Raw genomic sequence first — 26,131 nt, 5'->3', positions numbered from 1 at the left:
GCCCCGGACGGACCGTTCTCACACCAGCGGCAGCGGCACGACGGCCGTGTACACCGTACGGTCCGCGAGTTCGCGGGTGGTGCCGACGGCCGCGCCGAAGGAGGGGGTGATGTCCTCGACCTCCCGGACGAGGACCCTCAGGCGCCCGGGACCGGCCGGAGCCGTGAGGAGCGGCAGAGGCTCACCGGTGTGGCCGGAGACCGTCGCACCGGCGACGCGTTCCCATGCGGGGAAGCCCGGCGGTGTTCCGGTGAGCGAGGTGAGGTCGACGGGCGCGCCCGGCAGGTCCGGCGCGTCGCACCGTTCGACCGACGCGAAGACGCGGTTGGGCCGGTTTCCCCCGCGGCTCAGACCGGTGAGGGCGATCCGCAGGCCGTCGGGTTCCTCCCTGACCTCCAAGTCGCGGTCGGGGAGGAGCGGGACCATGTCCGTGCGGACGACACGGGAGAGGCTCAGGCCGTCCAGGCTCTCGGGCTGGTAGCGGGCCAGCGCCAGGTGCGCGAAGGGGCAGTAGGACGAGGAGGCCGCCCCCGGCATCGCGATGTCGGCGTACCAGCGGCCCTCGTCGTGGAACACCGGGTAGGGGAGGACCCGGACGCGGTGGCCGGTCTCCACGAGCGGTACGTCGACCGGGGCGACGGCACCGGTGAACAGGGACGGGTCGGCCAGCGCCTTCGGGGAGGGCGTCGAATGGATCGGGTCGCGGTTGATCCAGGACACCAGGGGGCGGTCCTCGTCGGGGACGGAGTCCTCGTCGCCGGGCAGGACGATCACAGCGACGCATTCGCCCTCGCCCGTGGTGTACCAGGGCCGGCCGAGTTCGACGCGCAGCCGGCCGGCCGAGCGCCTCCGTACGATGCCCCCTCCGGGGCCTGCTTCCTCCGACCAGAGGAAGGCGGGGACGGCGGACACGATCACGGGGGGCGGGGGCAAGGCGCTGCTCTTGACCGACACCGGGCCGAGGACGGTGTTCGCGCGGAACTGTTCCTCGTCGTCGGTCGGCGCGAAGCAGTCGCGGAAGCGGCTGATCGCGGTGACGGAGCAGCGGATGTTCCGGTGCTTGGTGTCGCCGAACTCCGGGCGGATCTCGGCCAGCGCGCGTGCTCCGCGGGACACCGCGAGCGGGGTCAGGGGGAGCGAGGTGGGCACCGGGTCGGCGGTGTCACCCCATTCGTCCCAGTGCGCGTGGATGTCCAGTTGCGCGGTGCTCGGCGTGTGCACGCCGAAGATCCCGTCGTGGGGTTCGAGGACGGCATGGGTGCTGCCGGGCGGCCTCGACGAGGTCAGGGATCCTGACGGGGCGTTGAGCGGGCGGCGGACGGCGTGGACGAGTTCGAGCCGGCGCGGCGGGGTCAGCATGGGATGCCGGCCCTTGAGGGCGGCGCTGCCCGCGTCGAGGTCGTCGGTGTCGTCGGTGTCCTCCACGCCGTTCGCGTCCGTATCGCCGTCGGTGTCCGCGGTGACCAGCCGCTTGATCTCGAACCAGTCGAGTTTGTCCTGCAGGACTGTCGAGGTCAGTTCCACCAGCACGCGCTGCCCGGGCGGCACGGAGATCCGTACCGTCGAGGCCTCCTCGGCCGGCGTTCCCTCCGGGGTCGTCCAGTTCAGGCCCGCCGGGTCGTCGGGGTCGTCGCCGGGGACGAGCTTGACGTGTTTGGGCGGGTGGTCGGGCCAGGTGCCGGCCCAGGGGCGGGCGTCGGTGAGGCGGCGGGGCGGACCGGCGGGCTCCGGCATGACCGTGGCGGCGGCTCCGAGCGCGGCCGGGTCGGGGAGCCCGGTGCCCGGTACGGCGGTGATGGCGCGGGCGGCCCGGTCGCGGCCGTCCTCCGCCGGGTCGCTGAGGACCCCGTGCTGCTCGGCGAGCTGGAAGGTCGTCACGGGAGGCGAGAAGGTGCGGTGGTCGTTCACGGGGTACGCGGGGTCACCCTCGAACGCGTCGGGGCGGAAATGCCCGTCGGCGGTGGGCGACGTACGGACGACGAGCCGTTCCAGGGTGCCGCCGGGTCCGAGCAGTTCGTGGTCGACGCGGAACGTGCCCGGCTGTCGCGGGTCCTCGACGAGCAGGCCGTCGGGGACCAGCACGTCCGGGGGCGGTACCGGCTCCCACCGGGTGTAGGGGATCTCGTCGGTCGGGCGCGAAGCCGCGAGGCGGTCGTCCGGCAGGATCCCGCCGCCCGCGATGTCGGCGACGCGTGCGCGCAGCTGGTAGGCGCGGCCGAACCGGAGCTCGGGCAGACTCCGTTCGGCGACCTCGACGTGCGCGGCGAACCGGTAGGGGATGCGTTCGGCGGCGAGCGCGGAGGGGGCGGACGCCGGCGGGACACCGTCCAGGGTGGGGCGGGGGACGGCCAGGCTCCAGCCGGTCCAGCCGGCCACGATCTGATCCGCGTGCAGGCCGCCCTCCTTCTTGACCATCATGTTCGGCTTGAGGTGGCCCTCTTCCCGTACTTCGGTCTCGGGGCCCACCGGGCGGTCGTCGATCGTGTACCGGGCGGTGCGGTCCTGCAGGGAGAACCAGGTGTTGCTGTCCTGCGGCCGGACGTCGAGCCGGTAGCCGAGGACCAGGTCCTCCGCGTCGAGGACCCGGTCGGCGAGCGATCCGCTCCGGGCGCCGGAGCGTCCGCGTTCGCTGCGGTCCGCCAACTGCTGCTCGCGGTCGGTACGTGCCAGCAGCAGCCCGGCGGACTTCAGCGTGGGCAGCACCAGAGGTTCGTCGGCCGTGTCCCCGTCGTCGGCGGCCGCTGTGCCGGCGGTGTCCCGGAGTCTGTCCACCCCTCCGTCGACGTCGACCGTGACAACCTTCCAGGTGTCGGAGTCCGAGAGGTCGACGAATCCGGACCGGATGTCGCCGCCGGAGGCCGGCAGGAAGTGGGTTCCGTCGAACTCGTAGGCGGTCCAGGGCGATTCGACGGTGACCGGTGAATCCGGCCAGCTCACCCGGATCCGCGGGTACGGCGGCTCGGTGCTCATGGGCAGTTGGTCGGCCGGCACGTCCAGCCGGACGACCAGCCCCAGCGTCCGGAGTACGTAGGGGTGGTCCCGCAGGAAGGAGACGGCCCGGTGGAAGTCGAGCACCGGAAAGTCCGGATCCCGGACAGGCTGCTCTCCGACGGCGGTATCCGGTGGACGGCGCCAGTTATGCAACTCGTCCCGGACCACCCCCGCGTCGCCCGGGCTGCTCGCCGCGGCCGCGTAGGTGGAGACCAGGGCGTCGTGGTCACGCAGTGTCGGGCTGACCTCCGGTCTCGGATACCCCTCGGGCGGCTGCCAGGGGGTGACCTCGATGCCGTGACCGAAGAAGCCGTGCCAGGTGTCACTGCGGGCGTCGCGGTGCGCCGTGGCCGGGACCGCGCGTTCGACTTGTCCGGGCTCACGTATCTCGACGAGCGGGTTCGCCGCGTTGACGGTCTTGGGCCAGTCTTCCATGGGCGTACCGGCCAGCTGCCGGGTCAGCCGGGGAACGACGAGTACGCGCAGGGGCGCGCCGCCCGCCGCCTCGACCCGGCCCCCGGGCACGGCGATCCAGCCGAGTGTGCTCATGACGTCGGTCCTTCCCCGAAGGCGGAGCGGTAGCCGCGCCACTCCTCCGCGGCCGGTCCCACCGGCTGGGCCGGGTCGGCGGGTGAGGGCTGTGGGCCCGGTCCCACCGGCTGGGCCGGATCGGCGGGCGAGGGCTGTGGGCCCGGTCCCACCGGCTGGGCCGGGTCGGCGGGGGAGGGCTGTGGGCCCGGTCCCACCGGTGCGAGCGTGCGCTGCCGCCGGCCTTCTCCGCCGGCCAGCACCCAGTCGCCGGTGTCGAGTTCGACGGACTCGCTGAACAGCGTCAGGTCGATCTCCAGCACCAGCGTGGCCCTGCCGACCAGCTCGTTCGTCTCGCTCCGGTAGGTGAGGGTGATCTTCACTTCGATGGACACGGTGACCAGTCCGAAGATGCTGACGTGCCCGCCCAGCCGGAGGTAGCCGCTGAGGTCGAGCTGGTCCCCGCTCTTCAGGAGGTGGACTCCGCCCATGGCATGGACCTCGCCGGAGGCGACCACGAAGTTCACCGCGACCGAGGCACCGAATTCCAGCGCGGCCTCCAGCCGTCGCAGTCCGGTCCGGTCGAGGACCACTTCGACGTATCCACCGCCGCCGAACATCAGCACGGACAGGTTGAACGGAGCCGCCCGGCTGGCGAAGGCGAGGGAGATCGCGACCGGCCGGTCGTCGAAGGGCACGTCGATCCCGGCGTGGAACACCAGCCCGGTCAGCTGGAAGGCTCCCGCGGTCACATCGGGGACCGGCAGGCTGTAGGAGGCCGAGACCCCGCTGGAAGAGGCCTCGATGTGCGGACCGGAGCCCCCGAGGTCGACGCCCTCCTGCAACTCCTTCAGCAGGTTCAGCAGCCCGGAGAACTCCGCCCCGACGCCCTCTACCCCCAGGGTGGGCGGCTGCCCGCCGCTCTGCAGGAAGGTGATGCTGCCGAAGGTCACCTCCAGGAGCTTGCCGCTCCGGTCGGGAAGGGCCAGCGACACGTTCCGCACCGTGCAGCTGATGGTCTGCCCTTCCGGCGCCATCAGGACGTCGAGGTCCAGCACAGAATCGTCGCCGGTGACGAACGACCCTTCTTCGGTGCCGAGTCGCACGTCGTGCCACTGCAGGGTGATCCGCGGAGGGCCGCCTGCCGTCGCGTCGCTCAGGATCGTCGGCGGTTCCTCCAGCCCGGTCGCGTCGATGAGGTCGGACAGGTGGTACCCGAGGAGGGTCGCTCCGTCGCCGAGGATCTTCTTGGGGTCCAGGTGGCCACCGGCCTGGTCGAGCAGACCAGCCACGTTGACCGGTCCGTTCAGGCGGGAGACGCCGTCCGCGACGATGTCGGGCGCCACGATGCCGCCGCTGCGCGCGGTGTTCCGGGCGAAGTCGGTGACGAGCGCCTCCGCCCCCTCGGGTACCTCGAACGGGACCTTCACATCGGGCACCGAATCGAGCAGGGCGGGGCTGAGGGCCAGCCGCATCGGAGGCCGGTCCGCGCCCACCAGCGCCCGCACCGCCGGAAGCGCGGTGTCGAACGCCCAGCGGTCCACGCCCGGCCGACGCCGCCCGCCCGGCCCGCCCGGCCCGCGCCGCTCGTCCGGCCCGGGCGCCGCCCCGAGCCGCGGGCGGAACCCGCCCTCGTGCGAGGTGCCCACGATGTGCAGGCGCTCCACTTCGCAGACGTCCTGTTCCACGGGCGCGCTCGACCGGACGAGGTCGATCCGGGCGCCGTGTGCCGCCACCGCCCCGTCGCCCACCTCCCGGTAGGCCTCCGCCACCCTGCGTGCGATCTCGCTGTCGGTGAGGGAGTTGAAAGGCGGTGTGAACAGACCCTGGGGGCGGTCGATGTCCGACACGAACACCAGGGGCATCGCCAGGTGGACGTCACCGGCCCGGCCCGCCGCGCGGACCGGGAAGTCGACGGGTACACCACCGACACGCGGCACGATGTAGACGGGGAGCGGGACGACCCCACCGTGCGGCAGGGCGTCGATCTTCGCGTCGACGTGCGCGATCTGCTCCTGAAGATCCAGATAGGAACGCGCCGCAGAGGAGCGGGTCACGGGGGGCTCCGGGTCCCCGGGGCCGAACGACGCGTCGTCGAGGAGCTCGTCGGCGTCGGAGGTGACGCCGGCCGCGAGATCCTCGACCGGAGGTTCGCCTCCGCCCGGCCCCATGTCGCCGTACAACTTCTCGTAGAGGTCGCCGGCACGGACCGACCATTGGCCACGGACCTCCTGGAGGCCGGTCAGTTCGGGTACGGGGAAGTCCTGGGTCCCCCACGGCTCGCTGTCGAGCCCCTCGTAGAACGTGCGCTCGATCTCCACCTCGTGAAAGGGGAAGGCGGCCCGGAGTGCGGCGTCGGCCGGTTCGCTCCGGGCGGGTTCGGTGACCTTGAGGATCGTCGACTTCCGCAGGTGCGCCACGGCCCCGTCGCGGGTTCCCTCGAAGACGCGCTCCGTCAACTCGACGAACTCGGCCCGGTGGCCGAAGGGGTACAGCACCCCTTTGGTCGCCGTACGGACGTACCGGTCGCGGCCGAGCGCGGCCAGATGCTCCCACTCGAACGAGTCCCAGGACCCGGCGGCGGTCAGCGATCCGCCCAGTGAGCTCAGGCTGAGCCGGTCGATCCGCGCGGTGGGCTCCTCCAGCATGATCCGCGCGCGTGAGCCCCCGCGCAGCGCCACGGGGAACGGATCGTCGGAGGTCATGTCGACCGGGTGCAGGCGCAGGCCGGCCGGCGCGCCCGCAGCCGTGTCCTGTGCAGCGACGGTCGTCTGCCAGAGGCCGACCGTGCTCGACTCCGACCTGACGGCGTCGGCCGGATGCGTGGCGCGCGCGTCCAGCCCCTCGGGTGGGTGCGGGGAGAGCACCAGCCCGTAGGGGATCTCGATCGCCGTCTTCTCGTCCTGGACCCCGTTCGCCGGCACCAGACGGCCCCGGCGTACGGCGTCCAGGACGCCCTCGGCCGTCAGCCGGACCGGAAGATCGTCCGTACGGAATCCCACCACGAGCCGGCTCGCCCCCGCCAGGGCTGCCTGCCAGGTGGGGAACCCGCCCGTCAGGGACGGGTCCACCGCGGGCACGGCAGGCCCCCGGCCGACGACGACCTCCTCGACCACGTGCTGCGGAGGGAAGAGGACCGTCAGTTCCGCCGCCGGACCCGGCACCAGTTCGGCCGGTTCGCCCGCCGGGGTCCGGAGCTCGAAACCGCTCCAGCGCACTCCGAGGAGGACCAAGTCGTCCGGTCTGATGAGCAGCATGTCGGGATCGGCCGGCAGGGGGTTCATGAATTGCGGCTCCGGCGCCGGCTCGGTGGGGAACACCTCCGCCGACTCCCCGGTCAGCGGCACCGGCTCCCCCATGCCGCCCTGCGGGTCGAGGGCGAAGTCCTGCCGGCTGAAGCCGCCGTCGGCGGTGCGCACCAGTACCTCGGCGTGTTCCCCGGTCGACCAGGAGCTGGGCGGGAAGGGGGAGGTCGAGATCCTGGAAGGGCCGCGCCAGGCGGCGGGGCGTCCCGGAACCGCAGGTTCCAGAACCCAGCGCACGGTCCCGTTGTTCTTCGTCCCGGCCACCAGCAGGAGAAGTTCGGGGCCGAACGTGACGAGCTGTACGTCCCGGGCGGCGATCCTCCCCGAAGCGGTGAGCTCCATGCCCAGCCGTTCCTCGGCGTCGAACCAGCGGACGCCGTCCCAGCCCCAGTGCAGCGGCACCCCGTCCGTCCGCACCGCGAAGAGGTCGAGCCGTCGAGGTTCGTACGAGGCCACGGTGGGCCTGCCCGAGAGCGACTGACCGCCTCGCACTTCGGTGTTCCAGCGGTTCTCCGCCCACCACCAGTGCCGCAACGCGCCCTCGCCGTCGACGGCGAACACGTCGAATGCGCCCGGAGCACGGCTGATGGCCGTCGGCCTGGAGGCCGCCACGTCCGGGGTCAGCCTCCGCGGGGCGCTCCAGCCACGGGCACCGAGCGTCCACTGCCTGATGCATCCCTCGACGCCGAGGGCGAAGAGCTGGAGCCCTCCGGCGTGGACGATCTCCGGATCGGTGACGCAGAAGCCGGGCAAGGACTCCTCGGTGGGCGGTCCCAGCAGCTGGACACGACCCGCGTCCGGCCAGGACCAGTCGACGATCCTGACCCCCGACCGGCCGAGCAGGTGCAGACGTCCGTCCCCGCCCACGGTCACCACCGGGTCGGAGTCGAAATGGCCTCCGAGCGGTTCGGGGCCGGACATGACAACGCCCTCGAAGACCTCGTAATGCTCCACCGTTCCGTCGTCCCCGCGGACGAAAGCGGTGAACTCACCGAGATCCCGGGGGAGCACGGCCACCCGATGGTGGAAGGCCGAACGATCGAAATCGGTCACGACGCTGACATCTCCCAACGGAGAGCGGGAGGCGGGTCGTCGACGGGCGGCGCATTGCCCCCGGCTCACGCCGACGACAGGCGGCGGCGCATGCGAACACCTGGCCCGACGAGCCGTCAACTCACCTGAAAATCAAGGGACTCACCCCAGGGGTCGGGCCCGGCTCCCCAGCGAGCGGCTCCTGCGGGCCGCGGCAGAGGCCAGACGGCGATTCCGGGGCGAGGCGTGGGTCCGCCGCACGCGGTGGAATCGTCGTGGGCCGCTCGCGTTCACGGGGAGGGACGTCGTGAACAGCGCGTCCTCCGAAACGCTGAAGGTGCACATGTTGGACCCGCTCGTCGCCACATCGCCCGACAGCGTGGTGGTGGCCGTGACGGTCACCGGACCCGGCGAGGCATAGGCGGCGACCAGGTACAGCGTCTGCGTGGCGGTCGTGTCGCTCTGTGGCGCCATCGACTCCCGACGGACCTCGGACGCGGTATTTCCCTCCGAATCGGCCAATTCGCAGACGGTTTCCACGACGATCGGGTCGTCCGTGTCATTGACGATTTCGTACCAATGGGAACTGCTCAACGGCACATTGGTGCCCGCTGTCGCCACCCCCGGGCACGTTGGGCCCGCGGCTGCTCCGCCGTACGGCATGATCTCTCCTCGGCTCGTTCGTATCGCCGGATCTGTTCTTCGGATCCGTTGTCCGGATCCGTTGTCCGGTTCTGCCCTCGGTACTGCCTCTGCCCGGATCTCGCCGCCGACTCGGACCGCTCCTGTACGCAATTCAGACCGCAGCCACGACGGGAACGCAGAGGAACGTCGTGTGTCCCACTCCGAGGTCGTTGGCCAGCGTCACGGTGAGCCGGTAGTCCCCGACCGGAAACGGCCCCACCTGGGGCTCCATCAGCGGGCCCGCTTCGCCCGCGAGCAGATCCGGTTCGGTGAAGTCCGCCGGGTCCCCGTCGACGTCGCTGTCGAAGACGGCCTCGTGCTCGACGTCGTCGGAACCGGGGCAGCCTTCCGGAATCCTCTCGACGAGCAGCCGGTCGACGAAGGAGGGAAGGTCTTGGGCGCCGACGTTGAAAGCCACCCACTCGACACGGAACGACTCATCGTCATGGATGATCGATATGCTCGGGGTAATGGGATTCTCACCGTTGGCGAAAACGACGTCGACCATGGCTGCTCCCGTGAAGCGGCAATGTACTCGGAGGTTTTGCGGCCGGTCCCATTTTATCTTCGTTCGGCGGATGGCGACATGTGGAGGCACGGGGCCGAGATCCCTCCCTGATGTGCTCACCTGAATCAGAAGCCCGGAACCACTCCGGTGGATCGCGCCCGGTGTGACCATGGCGAATCCGTCGTCCGGGCCGAGCCCCGCGACACCCTCCGCCTGGAGTGGCTCCGTGTCCGAAGCCTCCGAGCGAACCGAGAGCAGTTCGTCCACCACGCACGAGCACAGGGCAAGTCCGGCCCCGCCGAACAGATATGCGCTGCTCGGCGGGGCCGCAACCGAACTTTGTCCTTGGGACCAGGAGACCATCCTGAGGTGCTGCGGAAGGTCCGTCACTGCCTTCTGGAAGTCCAACTGTCCGGCAAACCGCACGTCATCGAGCGGTCCGGGGACCTGACGGCCGTCCCCTGGCACGCGGGTCCCCTGGCACGCGGGTGCGACGGCACGTGGTTACGATGCCGTGCAGTTCACCTTGATCGGAGCGGCGGCGGCGTGCCGGTTGCCCGAGGTCTTGCCCCGGTTATCCAGCACGATGGAGATCTTGCCCGTGCTCACCGTGAACGTTCCGGCGTTGACCCACTGGCCCAGGTGCGAGGGCTGGTCGATCTCGAAGGTGCCGATCTGCGTGCTCGCTTTGGCCTCGAAGTAGCGGTGGACGGCGTAGTGGGCCGGGTTGCCGCCGACCCGGGTGATGTCCTTGACGTTCGGGATGTAGACAGAGACCTGGCAGGTGCCGTTGGTCACCGACCCGGTGGGGAACTTCCACTGGGCGTAGCCGTTGGACGTCGTGGTGCTGTTGGACAGCGGAACGCTGTAGTAGAAACCGCTGCATCCGTAGGACGTCTGGCTGCCGGTTCTGCCGACCCAGCCCTGGAGGCCGTCGCGCCACTGGTCGGACGTGGCGAAGCCGGGGGTGTCGCAGCCGGGCCCGATGAGGTGGCTGTACGTGACCGCGGCCACCGGTTCCTGCTGGGGCGACGCGGGTTTGGCGGCGCTGCTCTTCGTCGGTGCCGGAGCGGCGGACGTCGTGGATTCGGCGCCCTTGCCGGAGGTGGCGTTCTCAGCCCCGGGGCTCGGAGTCTCTCGGGCGCTGCCCGTGGGGACGTTCTTCGTGCCGCTCTCGTGGAGTGCGTCCGTCGTCGTCCCGCCCGTACCGGCGCCGCCTGCCGCGGAACTGGTGGCGGACTTGCCGTCGGACTTGCTGCCGGACTTCTGCGGGTCGCCACCGGGGGCGTTCTGCCGGCCCGGCACGAAACCCGGGCCGGAGCCGTCCGGGCCCATCCGGCTGCCCGCGGGCGTGAGCGCGGTGGGCGCGGAGGAGTTGTCGCCGGATCCGGACAGGCCGGAGATCAGGAAGGGCATACCGACCAGGACCAGCCCGCCGGCCACGGCTGCGGCGATCAGCGGCTTGCCGGGGCGGCCCAGGGGGAGCACTCCGGTACGGCGGGTGCTCGTGGCGCCGCCCGTCGCGGTGGCGGTCGCCGTCGCGGTGTCGCTCCCCGCAGAGGCGGCCGTACTCGTCGTGGCGGCCGTGGCGGCCGTGGCGGCAGCGGGGACGGCTGAGCCGGCTTCGCCAGTGGCGGCTTCCGGGTCGGTCTCCGCCTCGGGCTGCCCTTCGGTCTCCGCCTCGGTCTCCGCCTCGGACTTCGCCTCGGACTTCGCCTCGGACTGGGCCTTGGCCGGTGCCGGGGGCGGTTCCTCCTGGCTCTTGCTCTCGCCTTCGGTGCCTGCCGGGGCGGCGGAGCCGGACACCGTGGCGGGTACACCGCTGGCGACCGGTGCCTGGGCGGCTCCGGCCGCAGGCTTCGCGGGGAACAGCCCGGTGGACGGCTCCTCGGCCAGAACCGTGACTGCCGCGGCCCGGAGGACGGGTGAGCCCGGAGCGCCGGACTCCGCACCGGCTGGGGCTGACTCGGCTGCGGCTGACTGGCTGGTTGCCATGGGACACCTCTCGGACGGATCAGGAAGGGGGACGGGGGGAAGCGGGCGTCGGGGTGCGGTTGCCGGTCGCCGGCTCAGGTGCGGCACGGGAAAGGGCCGGTGCAGCGGGCCGGCCAGCCGGTGGCCGGCCCGTCGGCGTCCCGGCGGGCCGCCTCGTCGAGCCGGGCGACCGCCTCGGCCGACGGCGGCCGGAACTGCGTCGTCCCGACCGGGACTTCCGCCAGCAGCACCCGCGCCGGGGCCTCCTCGGACGCCTCGTGCCTGGCCAGGACGGAGAACTCGGTACCCCCCGCGAAGACCGCCGTCGCGCCGCCCGTACCCGGGGCCGCGAGCACCGACGTACGACGCGCGGTCACCGGCCTTATGACGTAACGGACATGGCCGTCCGGCGGCGTGGGAGCACCCTTCTGTTCGCGGTGCACGACGTCGAGCGGCGCGTCGCAGCGCAGGACGGCTCCCGGAACGGCGTCGTCCGTGATGCCCGGCCCCGGCACGGCCCGGACCAGCGTCCCCCGCAGCGCGGGCAGCCTCCGCAGTCCGGAGGCGAGGCAGGCGGCGTACGGCGCCAGCTCGCCGCCCCTCGCACCCGCGTCGGCCGCGAGCGCGAGCGCTCCGAACCGTCCGTCGGGTGCCGATGTCAGATACAGGTGTACGGCGACGAGGTCGACCTGTGCCTGCTCCTCCTCGGTGCCGCGCAGGGCGGGCAGGTGCACGAGAGTCCGGTTGACCGGTCCGGTGTGTTCCTCCCAGACCGACGCGGCCAGCTCGCGGAAGGCGGCCCGGTCCGCGCCGCTGCTGAAGCCGGTCGGAGCCGAGGCAGGGGCGAGGAGCCGGCGGGACGCAACGGCGAAGGAAGCCGCAGGAGCGGGAGCATGCGGTGTCGGTGTCGGTGTCGGTGTCGGTGCCGGTGCCGGTGCCGGTGCCGGTGTCGGTGTCGGTGTCTGAGCCGGAGTCGGGCTCGGGCTCGGGGGCGCAGGTGTGCGTGTAGCTGATCGCGCTGGTGCGGCCCGCGGAACGGTGCGCTGCTGCGGAGCTTCAAGGGACACTCCGGCTCCCGGCACGCGGGGTTTCGACGGTCCGGCGTGGCTGCTGCTGGTGGGCGGGCGGGTGGCAGGTGCCGATGCCGGGGCCGATGCCTGGGCCTGGACTGCTGCCGGGGCCTGGGCCGAGGGTGTGGCCGCGGCGCGCGCCTCGGCGGGGACCGGCCGGGACGCGGGCACGGGCGTGGCAGGTACGGGCGCGTCGGGCGCGGGCGCGGGCGTGGTGGGTACGGGTGCGTCGGGTGCGGGCGCCGGTGCTTCCGCCGCGGGTGCGGAACGCGGCGACGATGCGGCGAACATCAGCGCGTTCCGCACCGCGAAGCGCCGCAGCGCGTCCACCGTTTCGGCCCCCGCGCCGGCGGGCGAGGCGATCTCGGCGTACTCGCGGACCTGACCGTCCAGCTCCGGCAGCAGGGCGGCGAGTGCCTTCAGGAGGGTGCTCCGGGCGCGCCCGTCACCTCCCGTGTCCTCCACCTCGATGCGCATCGCCCGCGCCTCCGGGGGCCGCTCCCGCACCGCGGCCGGAGGGTTGGGGGTGCGGCCCACCCACAGGCCGGACCGCACCGCCGCCACGTACGATCCGCCGGGCAGACGGCCCACGGCGGGTCCCTGGTCCGGGCCGGTCACGGCGTCGGGCAGCAGCCAGTGCACCGGAACCGGGGCAGGCCGCGGCGCGTCCGGTCCGGCTTCTTCGGTCTCTTCGGCTTCCGCCTCCGCCGGGACGCAACTCACCACGGCGAGCAGGGCGGGCCACGTGCACTCGCCCTCGGCCGACACCAGCCGTATCCGCTCCCGATGCGCACCCCCCGACGGGTCCGGCACGGACAGCGGGAGGCCCGTGCAGACCTCCACCTCCGTGCCGAGCAGGTCCGCCGCACGCTGGGCGACGGGCAGCAGATCGGGCCCGCCGCCCGGGGCCAGCCGCACCCGGTCGCGCAGTTCCGCCGGCAGCCGGGCGAGCAGCGTAGCCAGGTCCTCCGCGAGGTCGTTCCGGCTCTCCGCGCCGTCCACCAGCACGGTCAGCCGGTCCGGGTGCACGGCGAGGGCGTACGCCAGATCGCCGGGGCGGGGCGCCGACGCGCCCGTGCGGTGCAGCAGCAGCCCCGCAGGGATTTGACGGACCGTGAGGTCGCCCAGCTCGCCGAGCGGCACGCGCGCCAGTGCGCGCTGCCAGCGCGGGGCGGGTATGCGTGCGCCGAGAGCCACGGGTTCCGCGCCCGGCGCGAAGCGCCACCAGCCGCCCGCCGGGCTCGCCGGCTCGCTCACGTACAGTCCGCCGCCGGGCACCAGGACCGCTGCGGCGTCGGGCGCCTCGATCTCGAAGTCCCATGCTTCGGCCAGCCGTTGGGCCAATGGGAGCTGCCCGTCGGGCTTTCTCGCCGCGGCGCCGGACATCACCAGCCGGGCGGCGGAGCGGTGTTCGTCCCGCAGCCTGGCGAGCAGGCCGCCCAGCTCCTCGCCGAGGTTCCCCGCCGCGTCCGCGGCCACGTCGACGATGACCACCGGGCGTTCCCGCTCGGCACGCAAACTTTCTGCCAACTCCCGCACGGAGGTGCGGCGGTCTGCCGAAGAACGCAGCAGGAATCCGGAGGGGGCGCCGCCGGGACCGGATCCCGCGCCGAACTCGTCGAGGACCGTGTGGGGTTCCTGCGGATCACGCGCGGCAGGGCCGGGGGCGGGATCCGCCGCCGCGTGCCGTCCGCGCCATCGGGGCAGTCGCGAGGCCAGTCCGCTCACCGGGAGCCCTCCCGACGGGTGAAGCTGCTGCGCTGCACTGACCCTCCATCAACGATCGTTCCTGGTCGGGACGCTGACCATAGCTCCCGGGTGTTCATGCCGGACCCGCAGGGCCGGTGGCGGGCCCACCGGTGAGGATCTCCAGGGTGAAGTCGGAGAGCGCCGAGTGCACGGGGCCGGGGGCGGGTGACGGCGTGGCGCCGTCTTCGGCCGCCGCCGGCGGACCGGCGCTCGCAGCCCCTTGCCGCACCGCCGCCAACCGGGCTCCCGCCACGCGCAGTTCCGCCTGGCGCAGCGCCCATTCGGACTCGGCGGCCGCAACCCGCGATGCCGGCTCCCAGCCGTCCACGGGCTCTCCCGCCGTCATGGCTGCCCGCTCTCCCCGCGTGCCGGTCATGTCGGGCCCCCCGCTCCGCTGTTCAGGCCGGTGCCCTGCATCATGAAGGTGAGCCCGGTCGTACCGCCCCGCCGCAGTCGCGGGGGGACGCGGCCGGTGTGGCTGCCGTCCGAGGAGCGCTTGGAGCCGGTCTCCGGCAGATCTTCCAGGTGGGCACTCCAGCCCCACTCGCCCGGGCCCTGGGCGGTCCACTCGATCGCCAGGAGCTGGGAGACACTGCCCCTCGACGACTGCGTGGCGTACGTCTCGCCGTTCGGCAGCCGCACCTCGATGTTCATGCCGAGGGCGGAGGCGTACTGGTCGAGCAGGAAGTGCGCGTCGGGGCCCAGGGAGAACCCCTGCCCGCCGCGCAGGTCCGTGAAGCTCTGGCCGGGGGAGTGCAGGGCGCCGGTGGCCAGCCGGGTGAAGAGTTCCTCGACGCCGATGCCCTGCTTGCCTGCCTCCGCGACCAGGACGCCGACCTGGTGGAGGGAGTTCGTGTTCGTGTACAGCCCCCGCCAGACCGACTGGAGGGCACTTTCGCCGCCCGTCCCGAGCTGCACGTTCCCGAGTGCCCGGAAGAGGGTTCCGGAGGCCCCGAGCGCCGGTACGAGCTGCCCGGCCGGCACGTGGCCGGTACGGAAGGACGGCAGGTACTCGTGCGCGAAGTAGCGCAGATGGTCGAGGAAGTACGGGTTGTCCGCGCTCAGCGCGAGCGCGCGGGAGAACAGCCTGACGCTGTTCGGGTCGAGACCCGCCCAGATGAGCGGGTCCGGTTCTCCTGACACCTTGTCGGAGATGGACACGCTGACCGGGTTCACTCCCGGTACCCCGAGGCGCGGGTCGAGACCCGCCGCCAGTCCGGGGGCCCGGTCGAGCACGGGGGCGCCGTGGGCCGGCGGGGCGGTGTGGTGCACCGGCCACAGCGGATTGTTGGTGTGCACCCGCTGGGTGGCGTTGCCCCGCAGGGGCCGGCCCTTCATGCCGGAGACCCGGGCGGCAGGGTGCGGGCTCCCGTCGGCCAGGTACGTCGGGAGCTCCAGGACCTCCTCGTCCTGGTATTCCGGGAGCCCCCAGATGTCACGGAAGGGCGCCAGCGCGAGTCCTCTGCGGCCCGCCTGGATGTTGCCCTGTCCGGGTTGGTTCTGGTGGAACATCCGCTGGAACGGGTTGGTGAGCCCCACGTGGTCCTGGGGCAGTGACCCGGTCGCCCAGCGGCCCGCGACCAGCCGGGACAGGTCGGTGAGGAGCGCCGCCTGCTCGAACTCCACGACGAAGGCGGTGCCGCGGCGCGGCAGTACCTGGTTCTCGGCGGCGACCTTGCGCCGGGTGTGCTGGGCTTCGAGCCGCTGCTGGTGCGCCCACCACTGCCTGAGGTCGGTGACGGGGTCGCTGTGCCGGGCGGGCGGGCCGGGCAGCGGCAGATCCTCCCGCAGCTCCCACGCGTTGATCCGGTTCAGCGACTGACTCAGGTTGTGGAACTCCGCCCCGCCCGGCCCGAAGCGCAGTGCGTGCCGGTCCTGCGCACCCCTGAGCAGGACGGCTGCCGCGTCCACGAAGAGGTTCGGCTCGGGGGAGTACGGCAACAACGGGTGCAGGCCGCGCAGCCGGGTCCGTACCCGCATGTCGTGGGTGATCTCCTTCCGGACCGTCTCCAGCATTTCCTCGAACGACGAGGTTCTCTCCTTTTCCATCTCGGCCAGCAGCGCCTCGTAGCGGCTCTCGGTGAGCCGCTTCAGCCGTGCGATCGCTGCCGTCTCGTCGGGGCGCGGCAGCCGGTAGCCGCCCGACATCATCAGCGGACGCAGCGGCAGGGTGTCCTCGCCTGTCTCCAGCCGGGATTCGAACCAGCTGAAGATGTGCGTGTCCCGGGTCGTCGTGCCGTCGCGCGTGGACACCACGTGCGGGTAGGTGTCGAAGTCCATGAAGGAGATGTACGGGTGTGTCCGCCGGTCCATCATCGATCGCACCAGATGGCGGTTGGCGTGGCTCACCAGCACGTTGTTGCGGGCCGTCCCGAACGGGAAGGTGTCGCCGCTTCCCCAGGTCATGGCCATCGGTACCAGGGCCAGCGGGCGGGCGAAGGTGGTCTGCTGCGCCGCCCGGCGCACGGTCACGGCGATGTCGGCCTCCTTCGCGGCGGCACTGAGGGCCTTGGCCGCCTTGGTCTGGCGCCCCCCGCCGGCGGGCGGCTCCACCCGAGCGTTGACACCGATGACGACCGCCACCCGTCCGGGGAAGCCGTCCAGCTTCTCGGTGACCGCGTCCAGGAACTCCTGAAGCCGCTCGGGGTGGTCGCGCAGTTCGTTCTCGGAGACGATCGCGTTGACGACGTAGGAGACCGGAAACGCCTGGCCGGACCGGTCGGGATCGTCCGGCAGACTGTTCCGCAGCCAGTTTTGGTACTCGTTCTCGGTCAGGTCGTGGAGGCTCACCGGTGGGGTGAGATCGCTGAACGCCCGGTTCACATAGGCGATCGAGGCGGGCTGTGGGGCGTTGGCCGGGGTGGGTACGGACCACACCTGGTCGGGGTGGGTGGGCTCGGACTCTGACACCTCGACCGGCGCCGGCTCGTCGAGGTCCATCGGCGTCGCGTTCGGGGGCGCCTGCGATGCCGTCGGCTCCGGTTCGTCGAGGTCCATCGCCATCAGCTCCGCGGCGGCATCGGAGTCGTCGACGGAGGCGTGTTCGGAGGCAGGGGTGGGAGCGAAGGGCGCGTCGCCGAGCGGTCCGACGCCGTCCTCGGCGGCGATCCGTGCCTCGGCACGCAGCAGGTCCAGCTCCCGGCGCGCGGTCAGTTCGGCGAGCTCCGCCATCCGGAGCTGCCGGACGGCCTGCTGCTCCGGGTCCTCCTCTTCCGGGTTCTCCTCTTCCGGATTCTCCTTGGGGCTCCCGTTCTCGTTCAGGGCCTCCCGCGTCGTACGGCCGGTCGTGGCGGTCAGCGGGACGACCGCGTTCTCGCTGACCCGCTCGATCGTGGCGAGGTAGTCGTTCGGGAGGTTCTCCAGGTTCTCCTGGAGGGTGCTCACCATCAGGCCCTCGCGACGCACCCCGCTCGCCAGGTCGTCGCGCCGGAACAGGTGGCGGTCCTCGGGCCGCTCCCGGGCGTCGGAGTACTCGTCGGGCAGGCCGAGGTAGTGCAGGATTTCGTGAGTGAGCACCGCGTCGCTGTGCCCGACGTCCCACCTGCGCTGGTCGGCGCGGGCCGGCGGACCGACCGACCGCGACAGCGTCACCGCTTCGCTGTGTCCGGCCGACTGCACGAGCTCCACCGTGACATGCAGTTGGTCACCGGACTCCGGAAGGATGTAACCGCTGTTGACATGGGCGTCCAGGGTCGACTGGAGGCGGGTCTGCAGCGAGGCCAGGTCCTGTGCGGTCAGCCCGTCGGTGAGCCGCACGGGCAGGGTCACGTAGAACTGCCGGACCGTCCGCCCGTCCGGCATCCGGATCCGACGCACGTGGTTGCGGATCAGGGTCAGCGAACCGTCGAGGAGTCCCGCCCGGCCACGCGTCTGCACCAGCTTCGGATCGAAGCGCTCGCTGTGCACGGCGGCCGTCTTCGTCTCCGGGAACGCCGCCACCTCGTGCGGAAGCACCGGATTCTCCGTCCGGCCGCCCACCTCGCGGGGGTCGTTCGTCCCGGCCGGGGGCGGTGTCGAACCGTCGTCCGGGGACGACGGGGACTGCGGGACGGGCCATTGAGGGGTGAGCGAGGCAAGGGACTGGGTCGTCGGGTCCGAGAGCGGCGGCACAGGGAGCCCTGACACCCCGGCGCCATCCCGGTGTGCCCGCGCGAGGGTGTCGCCGAGGACGAGCTGTTCCACCCCGATCTCGACGAGCCGAGTGTTCGCCAGCCCGACGACCTCCGTCAGTCCTTGCCACTCGAGCCGCAGCCGCGCGGTGTCCTCTGCCCGCACCGCCTGCCTCAACAGGGTTTCCGCCTCATGGCTGGACTCGGCGGCCGCCCGCAGCTCGTCGTACGCCGTGAGGTGTCCCTCCAGCTCGGCCACCGCTTCGAGCAGTATGGTCTGACGCCGGGCCAGCGCCTCGCCCCGGTCCGGGGCCGCCGCGGCGAGCCGCTCGCGGGTGGACTCCAGCATGCGGGTGGCGGTCCGCAGGGCGTCCCGGGCCTCGGTCTCCGTGCGTTCGAGACCCGCCACGAGAGCCTGCTGGTCCGCGTGGGCCTGCCGCGCCCGTTGCAGTTCGCGATCGGCGGCGGTGCGGAGATCGGTGGCCCGCCGCAGCGTTTCCCGCGGCTTCGGGTCCAGGGCGGACGGGCGGCCGTACGTCTGCTCGAACAGCTCCAACTGGTCACGAGCGTGGCGCAGTTGTTCTCGCACGCCGTTCCGGTCGGGAATCTCGTCGCTGTCCGGGGCCAGGGTCCAGACGCGGGTGCCGTCGCCGTCGCGCAGCGCCAGTTCCAGGGTCTGCCCGCTCTCCCGGGCGATGGACCGCGCCCGGTAGAGCGCCTCGAAGCGCTCGTCCGTGGTGGGGTTCCTCCCGAGGTCCAGCCACAGCTGCACCACGGCTCCCGGCGGCAGCACGTCGTCGGAGTCGGTGATCAGCTGTGCGACCTGTGAGGCGGTCAGGTCCCGCACGTCCGGTGCGGACAGGTCCCACACCCCCTCGCCGCGGTGTGCTTCGGGGAGTACGCCGAGGCCCAGCAGATCGCGTTCGGGCACCCGCAGCAACGCGGTGCCCGTCGCGTACCGCACCTCGCCGCTCGGACCGGTCAGCGTGGTGACGGTGTCGACCTCGACCTCGTGCGTACGCAGCCCCTGGTCGGCGCCGGGCATGCCCGCGGTGCCCGTCTTCTCCCAGTGCCGGGCGAGTGCGGACACTCCGCCGCCCTGACCGCCCGGGACGGACTGGTACGCGAGAAGGGGTATCGATCCGCCGACGTCGAAGCCGCCCCCCGGGGCCAGGGTTCCCGACACGCCCAGGCTGAATTCTCCGCTGCGGGAGATCGAGGAGCCGGAGCTCGTGCTGAAGCCCGTCACCCGCACCCGGTCGACCGCCACGTTCCTGGTGGTGTCGATCAGGCGCGGCCGGAACACCTGCGTCGACAGGGTGACCCTGGGGTGCGTCGCGGTCCCGGTGACGGTCCCGCCCGCTCCGGCCGCCTCCCGAACCGGGTCCATGGTGATGCTCCCGCCGTGCAGCAGTTCGGTCAGCCGCGCGGCAGCCGCCTCCGACGAGCTTCCGGAGCCGACGCCCTCGCCGGCCAGCTCGGGCGCCAGCTCCCGCACCGCGTTCAGGAGGTCCTGCTGGTTGCTGAGCGCGTACGCGACCTCGTTGCCGGTGGGCCGGAGCGGTGTCGCCGTGGCCAGCGGACCGGAGAGCCTCGGGTCCTCGGTGCCGATCCCCTGGAGAAGCTCCTCCGCCGGGGTCTCCGGGGCCTGCTGTTGGTCGGTGTCCCCGGAGAACCGCAGGGTGACCCGTCCGTCCACCTTCTCGTACGGACGAGTGGTGGCGGGATCGCCCTCGATGTGCAGATCGACGGTGAAGGTGTACGCGAGAGTGAACTCGTTGCCGCCTTCGACGCGTTGCCACAGCCGGTCCTCGGCGGTGAGCGTCCTGCTCACGGTGTCCGAACGGGTTGTCGAGCCGCTGCCGGACGGGCTCAGGGTCGCCTTGCGGGAGGTCTCTTCGGACGTCGGCACCACGATGCTGCCCGGCACCGTGAAGCCCCAGCGGGTGGTACGCCCCCGGCTCTCGGTGACGTTCGCGGGGGAGTGGGCGGAGAAGTTCTCCACCCCGGCCCCCGCGTCGCTGCGGCGCCCGGTCACGAGACGCAGCTGGTCCTTCGTCCACGCGGGCTCGCCCTGCACCCGCACGGTGACGTTACGGGTGGTCACGCCGTTCGCGTACGGGAAGCTGAAGCTCAGTGATCCGTCCTTGCCGCGTCCGGGCAGCGCGCCGAGGGCGGCGGGCGAGGTGTAGTCCGCGATGCGCTGGGCCAGCCCGGGCACGTAGTTCCGATGACCGGGGGTGAGGCTGCCCGGCGCGTGCTTCCTGACCAGGCCGGTGAGCTTCTCGCGCAGCAGATGAGGCCGGCGCGGGTCGCCGTTGGCGGGCTCCGGCTCCCCGGCCGTCTGCTCGACGGAGCTCTGCTCCTGGGAGGTGTTCTCGTCGGCCTCGGCCGGATGCGGATGCGGCTTCGCCAGGGGCGTGGCCTCCAGGACGGCCGCCAGCCCGAGCGCGCCGTACTCGACGAAGCGGTACGGCAGCCGTTCGGTGTCGGGGCGGGGCGGCCCGGTCTCCTCGCCCGCGAGCGGCTCCAGCGTCGGGCCGCTCCGCCGGAGCTGATCGGCCGTGGCGAGGAACGTGATGCCGCCCGGCACGTGGACCGTGCGCGTCACCGAGTCCGCGGTGCGGTTCAGCGGCGATACCCGCCGGTGCCCCCGGTGGACGGTCACCTCGTAGGTGATGTCCGCGCTGATCCGATGCTGGGTACCGCCCTCGGTGGGGACCCGCGTCATGCTGGTCGACGCCGACGTGGTCACCGAGCTGCTGTTTCCCCGCCCGTAGACGCCCTTCACACCGAGGCCGCCGGTGGTCGGCTTCGACGCGCCGGGAGTGGACGGATCGGTGACGGGAGGCCCGGCGGCGGCCTGTTCGGCCTCCTCCGGGCTCTGGCCGTACTTCCCCGTGAACCCGGGGCCGCCCTGGTGCGATTCCGTGCTCGTGACCTGGTGGGAGGCGCTGTCGGTGGCACCGAGGTCGGTCTCGCCGTACTGCCGGACCGTCCCCAGATCCTGCGGATTGGTGAGTACGGCCTTCACCTCGACGACCAGATCGGTGCCGCCCGACACTCCCGGCACGAACAGGTCGTCGATGACGAAGACGCCCTTCACCATCTGGTGCGCGCGCGACATCAGCGCGGCGGGCGTCAGCTGCGCGTGCAGCGCCTCGTGCAGCAGCATGCTCTGGTCGCTGCGGTCCCCGGTGGACACGGTCTGCCGGATCACCGTGGCCATGGACAGCACCGAGTCGGCGACGGACTTCGCGGCCTCGGTCGCCGCCCCCCACCAGGACGACGTCGAGGGAGTATTGACCGATTCAGCGTCCCCCGGAACCTGCGTGCTGGAAACGGGCAGGGTCGGGCCACTGCCGGAACCGCCGGCGTTGCCCAGCTGATTCAGCTCGACGTCGTCGGTGCGCTCTTCCTCCACCGGGGGCTCGGAGAGGCCCTCGAAGATCTCGTTGACCGCCTCGTACAGCTGCTTGCTGCCGCGTACGACGTCGACGAGGGAGCTGTCGGGCAGCAGGAAGGTCTGCCCGTCGGGAGGCAGCGGAGTGCCCTGCGGCTGGAGCACCGCCTCCCCGTACGCCTCCGAGAAGTTCCCGGTGCGCTTCTCCGGCACCGCCAGGTCGATGGTCACCGGTTCGGGCCGGGGCTGGCCCTCGGTCTGGGGCCGGGTGGCGGACGTGAACGTGGCGGCAGGCAGCGGACCGGCCCCGTCGGTGATCTCGACCGCGAACACGGCCGGGACCCGGAAGACCTCCGTCGTCTGCTGGGTCGTGATGATCATCTGGGAGTGCGAGACTCCCGCGGCGGCGGTCGAGGTGTTCGTCGTCTGCCAGGTGCCCTTGTAGTCCCCCGTGATCACGCCCCTGAAATGACCTCCTGCGATACCGGTTATCTGGCCGGCCGCCTGGACGGTGAAGGAACTGCCCGACGACTGCTGGCTGGTCCCGGGCACGGACAGACTGCTGGTGCTCGGCAGGTGGACATCGCTCAGCGAGGTGCGATGGGTGGGGGCGGTGGTGTCCCCGGGCGCGCGGTCCAGGGTGAAGCGGAGCCGGACGTGGTCCACACCGCCGCCGAACCCGGGCTTGTTGAAGTACAGGACCATGCCGCCGTCGACCAGCTCGTCCATGGCGCCGAGCAGGCCGTGCTGCGAACCCAGCAGGGAGAGTTTACGCAAGTTCTCCAGACGGGCCTTGACCAGGCCCTCGTCCATCAACCTGCCGTTCTGCTCGCCCTCACGTGGCAGGTAGCCGTTGTCCAGAAGCCAGGTCCGTGCCTGTTCCAGTACCTCGGTGACGCCTTCGCCGTGCACCGCCAGGGGGGTGGTGGTGAGGCCGATGGCGTCGAGCCGCGCCACCTCCGGGGGCGCCTGCTTCCGTGTGGCTGCCGTCGGCACGGTGCCGGTCGCGGTCTGCGGGGTGAGCATCCTGAGCCGCACCCGGGTGGGTGGCATCGGCACAGGGTCCGTCGCCTTCCCGTCCGCCGCGATGAACTCCACACGGTAGACCACGTTTGCCGGGGTGAGCACGTGCCCCCCGTTGGTGCGGATGTTGTGTGTCACGCCGTGTGTGGCGCCCGCCCCGAGACTCCGGTCCTTCTGCCAGACGTGGCCGCCCTTGGGCAGTAGGGAGCCGCCGAGGTGGAAGTCCCGGAAAGCCTTGTCCGCCTCGCCCGGCATCGAGTTGAGCACGAAGCCGACCCCGCCCGCGATGTCGTACGCCTGGGAGACCTTCGACAGCGAGTCGGTCTTCCGCTGACGATCCAGGAAACGCTCCAGGCTGTACTTCGGACCGACCAGGATCTCCCTGCCCGTGCGGTGGGTCACCTCCGCCGTGACCTTGAACATGCCGAGGGCGTTGCCGCTCGTGTCCAGCAGGACCGGCGACCATGTGCCCGTACTGCCGCCGGGGCGGCCTGTCGCACGTTGCAGAGGGAGAGCACCGAGCAGGTGCTCCGCGCCGAGGAACTTCTCGACGGCGGCCAGCGAGCCGGCGTCGAGGGAGCCGAGCTGCTCGCCGAACCGGGTCCGGACCTCGCGCAACAGGCTGCCGGGATCGGACATCGAGTCCATCACCCACAACGGTGAATCGTCGAGATGCTTCTGGAAGTCGGCGTGCTCCATGGGGTTGAAGCCCTTGCGGCCGGCCGAGCTGTAACCGGGCACGGCCAGATGCTCGGGGAACCACGCCGACACCGTGCCGAGCGTCCGCCCCTCCGTCGTCTCCGGCGCGGTCTCCGGGGACGACGGCGAGGTGACCTCCCACACCTTGCCCCGCGCGGTGTAGTCGAAAAGGGCGGCCGGTTCCGAACTGCGCAACAGACTGGTGGAGGTGATCGCGCTGCTCACCGTCGTCGACAGGGTCCTCTGCTGATGAGTGATGTTGAAGTTCAGCGCGACGGGCACATGGGTGAGGATGCCCGCGACCACGCTGAACGCGTTCGAGAGCGGAGCCAGCGAGATCGTACGGACGCTGGTCGTGGAGGCGGTGGAGGTGCTGTCGAACGTGGCCGCGTGCCGCTGCTCGTTGTTGTGCGGCGGCGTGTGCCTTCCGGCACCGAACAGCGTGGAGCGCTTGGGTTTCTCCAGTCGCAGCTGTACGGCCAACGAGCGCTGCTTGCCGTCGACGGTCAGGGTGATCGGGTGACCGTCCTGGCTGAGCAGCATCAGACGGTTGTCCTGAAGCGCCTGCGGAGAGAGCAACTCGGCCAGTCGGGCGCGCACTTCGGCGCGCTCTGTCTCGGGGAGGGTGCCGGAGGCCGTCTCCAGGGCGTCGAGCGCCTGCTGCTGGAGGGCCGCGGCGACCTGGTCCGGGATCGGCGCCAGGTGGACGCCGCTGACGCCTTCGGAGGCATCCGTGCCGAATCGTCGCACCTCGTCGGACAGCCACACATTCGACGCGGGCGGCGGCGGAGGAGGAGGCGGTGGTGTGGAGTTGTCCGCGCCGCCATGGGCGTGGCTGGCGATGTCGGTGAAGACGTCGGTGCTGGTGCTGGTGCTGGCGTTGGCATTGGTGCTGGAGTTGGCGTTGATTTCGGCGGTGGGGGCCGTGGAGACGTCGGGTTCGATGGTGATGGCCGTGTGCGGCTCTTCCCGCGGCGCGTTACTGGTGGCGAGGTTGGGGGCGCCCGTGTCGACGGCAAGGCGGGACTCGGCGGAAAAAGGGGTAAGGGGCTGCGAGAGCGTCCGCGGCGTGGAGTTCTGACCCGTGGACGCGGAGGTCCTCTCCTGCTCCTCGTTCCGCCCCTTTTCCTGATCCTGCTTCGGGTCCTCTTCCGGCCGTTCCATCTCCTGCTCCGCGACGGCCTCCGTGGACGTCGTGTTCGGGCCGTTCACCGGACCGCTGGGGCTCGAAGCGGTGGTCTCTTGGGTGGAAATCGTCGATTTCGAGGTGCTGTTGGCCGGGACGGACGCCGTTGATGCCGGGGGAGTGCTCGCCGTCGTCGTGAGCGGGACGTTGGTGCCCCGGGGCATTGTCGGCGGTGCGGGCACGACGGGCTGCCGCGCGTCCTTGCCGGTGTCGTCGTTCTCGTCGTTCTCGTCGTCGCCGACGACGTTGCCTTGGTCGTCGCGCGAGGGACCGGAGACGTCGAGCAGGGCGAAGCCCTCGTCGTCGTACATCTGCGGTGACGGAGGCGAGTAGGTGTCCGGTTCGGTGCTGTCATCGTCCGCGGAGAGCGGTGACGAGGTGTCGCTCGGATCGAGGGCCGGCTCGTCGCTCACGACGATCGGGTTCGGCTGGACACCCGGACCACCGGCCGTATTGCTCCCCGCCCCGCCGGACTCCGACCCCGTGTGTGCGCCCGAGGACTCCAGACCGGCGCCGGGCAGCTTGAACCCGGCCTCCAGCGTCCGATTGCGCAGATCGGCCCCGAGTTTGCCGCCCGCGCCCTCGAGAATGTGCCCGACGCGGCCCTCCACCATGCCCGAGCCGAAAGTGAGGCCCGAGGTGCTGAACGTGTGGTCGTCGCTGAAGAACAGGTTGTAGAAACCTTCGGAGACCGCCGCGTGGGCCCCCTCGGACACGCCCTCCGTGATGCCGTGGACGCCGGACTGGGCCATCGCCCGGATGGCGCTCCTGCCGAGCTGGTCGGCCGCGCCCTGGCCGAGGATCTTGCCCAAGGCGCCGTTGCCCTCCTTGGCCAGCGGCTTGAGCGCGTTCTCCAACAGCTGCGGGAGGTCCTTCTTGCCGGTGTTCTCCAGCAGCGTCCTCGCCCAGTCGCGGCCGACCGCTCCCGCCTTCTCGCCGCCCAGGTGCTTGCTGAAGGTCTCACCGATGTTGCGGACGAACTTGTCCCCGGCCGCCTTGCCACCAGGCCCGACGGTGGGGGGAAGGTCGTACGCGAAGTTCTTGGCGAAGTCCTCCCCGAACGTCTTCGGGGCTTTCGGCCCCACGCCCTTCGGCCCCTTGGGGCCCTGCACGGGAGGCTGCGGGAACGCGTTGTCGAGCTCCTTGCCCAGCTGCTTCCCGCCGCCCTTGCCGAAGATGTCGGCGAGCCTCTTGCCCAGCTTGTTGCCCAGGAACTGGAACGGACCGGCCAGCAAACCCTGGATCATGCCGGAGAGCGCCGCACCCTTGGTCAGGTCGCCCTCGTACTCGTCGCGCGTGCCCTTGTTGAGCTGCGACCACTGGACCAGCAGATCCATCGCGACACCCATGCCCACGTTGATCAGCTGGTGCATCAGCAACGTCATCAGGGCCCGGCCCAGCCACGAGCGGATCAGGAACCGCACGATCGCGCACTTCGCCAGGTAGGCCTGGATCGACGCCCCGAAGAAGAACGCCAGCGCCGCCGCGACGACCGCCTCGAACAGCAGCTCCACCAGCTGGGCGATGATCATGTACTTGGTGTACTGGAGCTGGGTGGCGGCCTTGCGGGTGAACGTCGCGAGCAACTGCGCCTGGTCGGCGACCGCGTCGAAGTAGTTGAGCCCCTCCTCGCCGATGAAGCTCTTCATCGCCGCCTGGTACATCGCGGCGGCATCGCCGTCGAAGCTCTCGCTGGTGTAGCCGAGAGCGGCGGCGATCTGCTGCTTCATGTCGTTGTTCAGCTTGCCGTGCAGATCCTTGTGGACCTCGGCCAAGGCGAACAGCTTGTCCTCGTCACCGTTCGGCGGTACTTCACCGGTCAGCGCGGCGAACAGCCAGGCACAGTCGGGAGGGAACTCCAGGGACAAGG

At 71.6% G+C, this 26,131-nt stretch carries 8 protein-coding genes; all 8 read right to left on the bottom strand.

The window, feature by feature from the left end; all coding sequences use genetic code 11:
• Window positions 1–18: 18 nt before the first annotated feature.
• The 8 genes from OHA55_RS33110 to OHA55_RS33075 all read right to left on the bottom strand — a co-directional run bounded on the left by OHA55_RS33110 (window position 19) and on the right by OHA55_RS33075 (window position 26,129).
• On the bottom strand, window positions 19–3,540 hold the full coding sequence (locus tag OHA55_RS33110; protein ID WP_266713522.1) for a hypothetical protein: 3,522 nt from the start codon (window positions 3,538–3,540) through the stop codon (window positions 19–21).
• Window positions 3,537–7,877 (bottom strand): hypothetical protein, encoded by a 4,341-nt coding sequence (locus OHA55_RS33105; protein WP_266713520.1) that lies wholly within the window; start codon window positions 7,875–7,877, stop codon window positions 3,537–3,539. The genes OHA55_RS33110 and OHA55_RS33105 overlap by 4 nt, the downstream gene beginning before the upstream one ends.
• 141 nt (window positions 7,878–8,018) lie before the next feature.
• Entirely contained in the window at window positions 8,019–8,477 is a 459-nt protein-coding gene (locus OHA55_RS33100) for a hypothetical protein (protein WP_266713518.1), read from the bottom strand.
• A gap of 175 nt (window positions 8,478–8,652) precedes the next feature.
• Complete coding sequence (locus OHA55_RS33095; RefSeq protein WP_266713516.1) at window positions 8,653–9,315, bottom strand: hypothetical protein; 663 nt, start codon at window positions 9,313–9,315, stop codon at window positions 8,653–8,655.
• A 237-nt stretch (window positions 9,316–9,552) separates the two neighbouring features.
• The gene (locus OHA55_RS33090; protein ID WP_266713514.1) at window positions 9,553–11,043 is read right to left on the bottom strand and encodes a hypothetical protein; all 1,491 of its coding nucleotides are present in this window, start codon (window positions 11,041–11,043) and stop codon (window positions 9,553–9,555) included.
• A 74-nt stretch (window positions 11,044–11,117) separates the two neighbouring features.
• Window positions 11,118–13,820: a hypothetical protein gene (locus OHA55_RS33085; protein ID WP_266713512.1), complete on the bottom strand. Its 2,703-nt coding sequence runs from the start codon at window positions 13,818–13,820 to the stop codon at window positions 11,118–11,120.
• A gap of 94 nt (window positions 13,821–13,914) precedes the next feature.
• A complete protein-coding gene (locus OHA55_RS33080) occupies window positions 13,915–14,217 on the bottom strand; it encodes a hypothetical protein (protein ID WP_266713510.1) in 303 nt (100 codons plus the stop codon).
• Window positions 14,214–26,129 (bottom strand): hypothetical protein, encoded by an 11,916-nt coding sequence (locus OHA55_RS33075; protein WP_266713508.1) that lies wholly within the window; start codon window positions 26,127–26,129, stop codon window positions 14,214–14,216. The genes OHA55_RS33080 and OHA55_RS33075 overlap by 4 nt, the downstream gene beginning before the upstream one ends.
• Window positions 26,130–26,131 lie beyond the last annotated feature (2 nt).

It is taken from the genome of Streptomyces sp. NBC_00102 (assembly GCF_026343115.1).
GTDB lineage: Bacteria > Actinomycetota > Actinomycetes > Streptomycetales > Streptomycetaceae > Streptomyces.
This window is presented reverse-complemented; position numbering and strand designations above follow the sequence as displayed.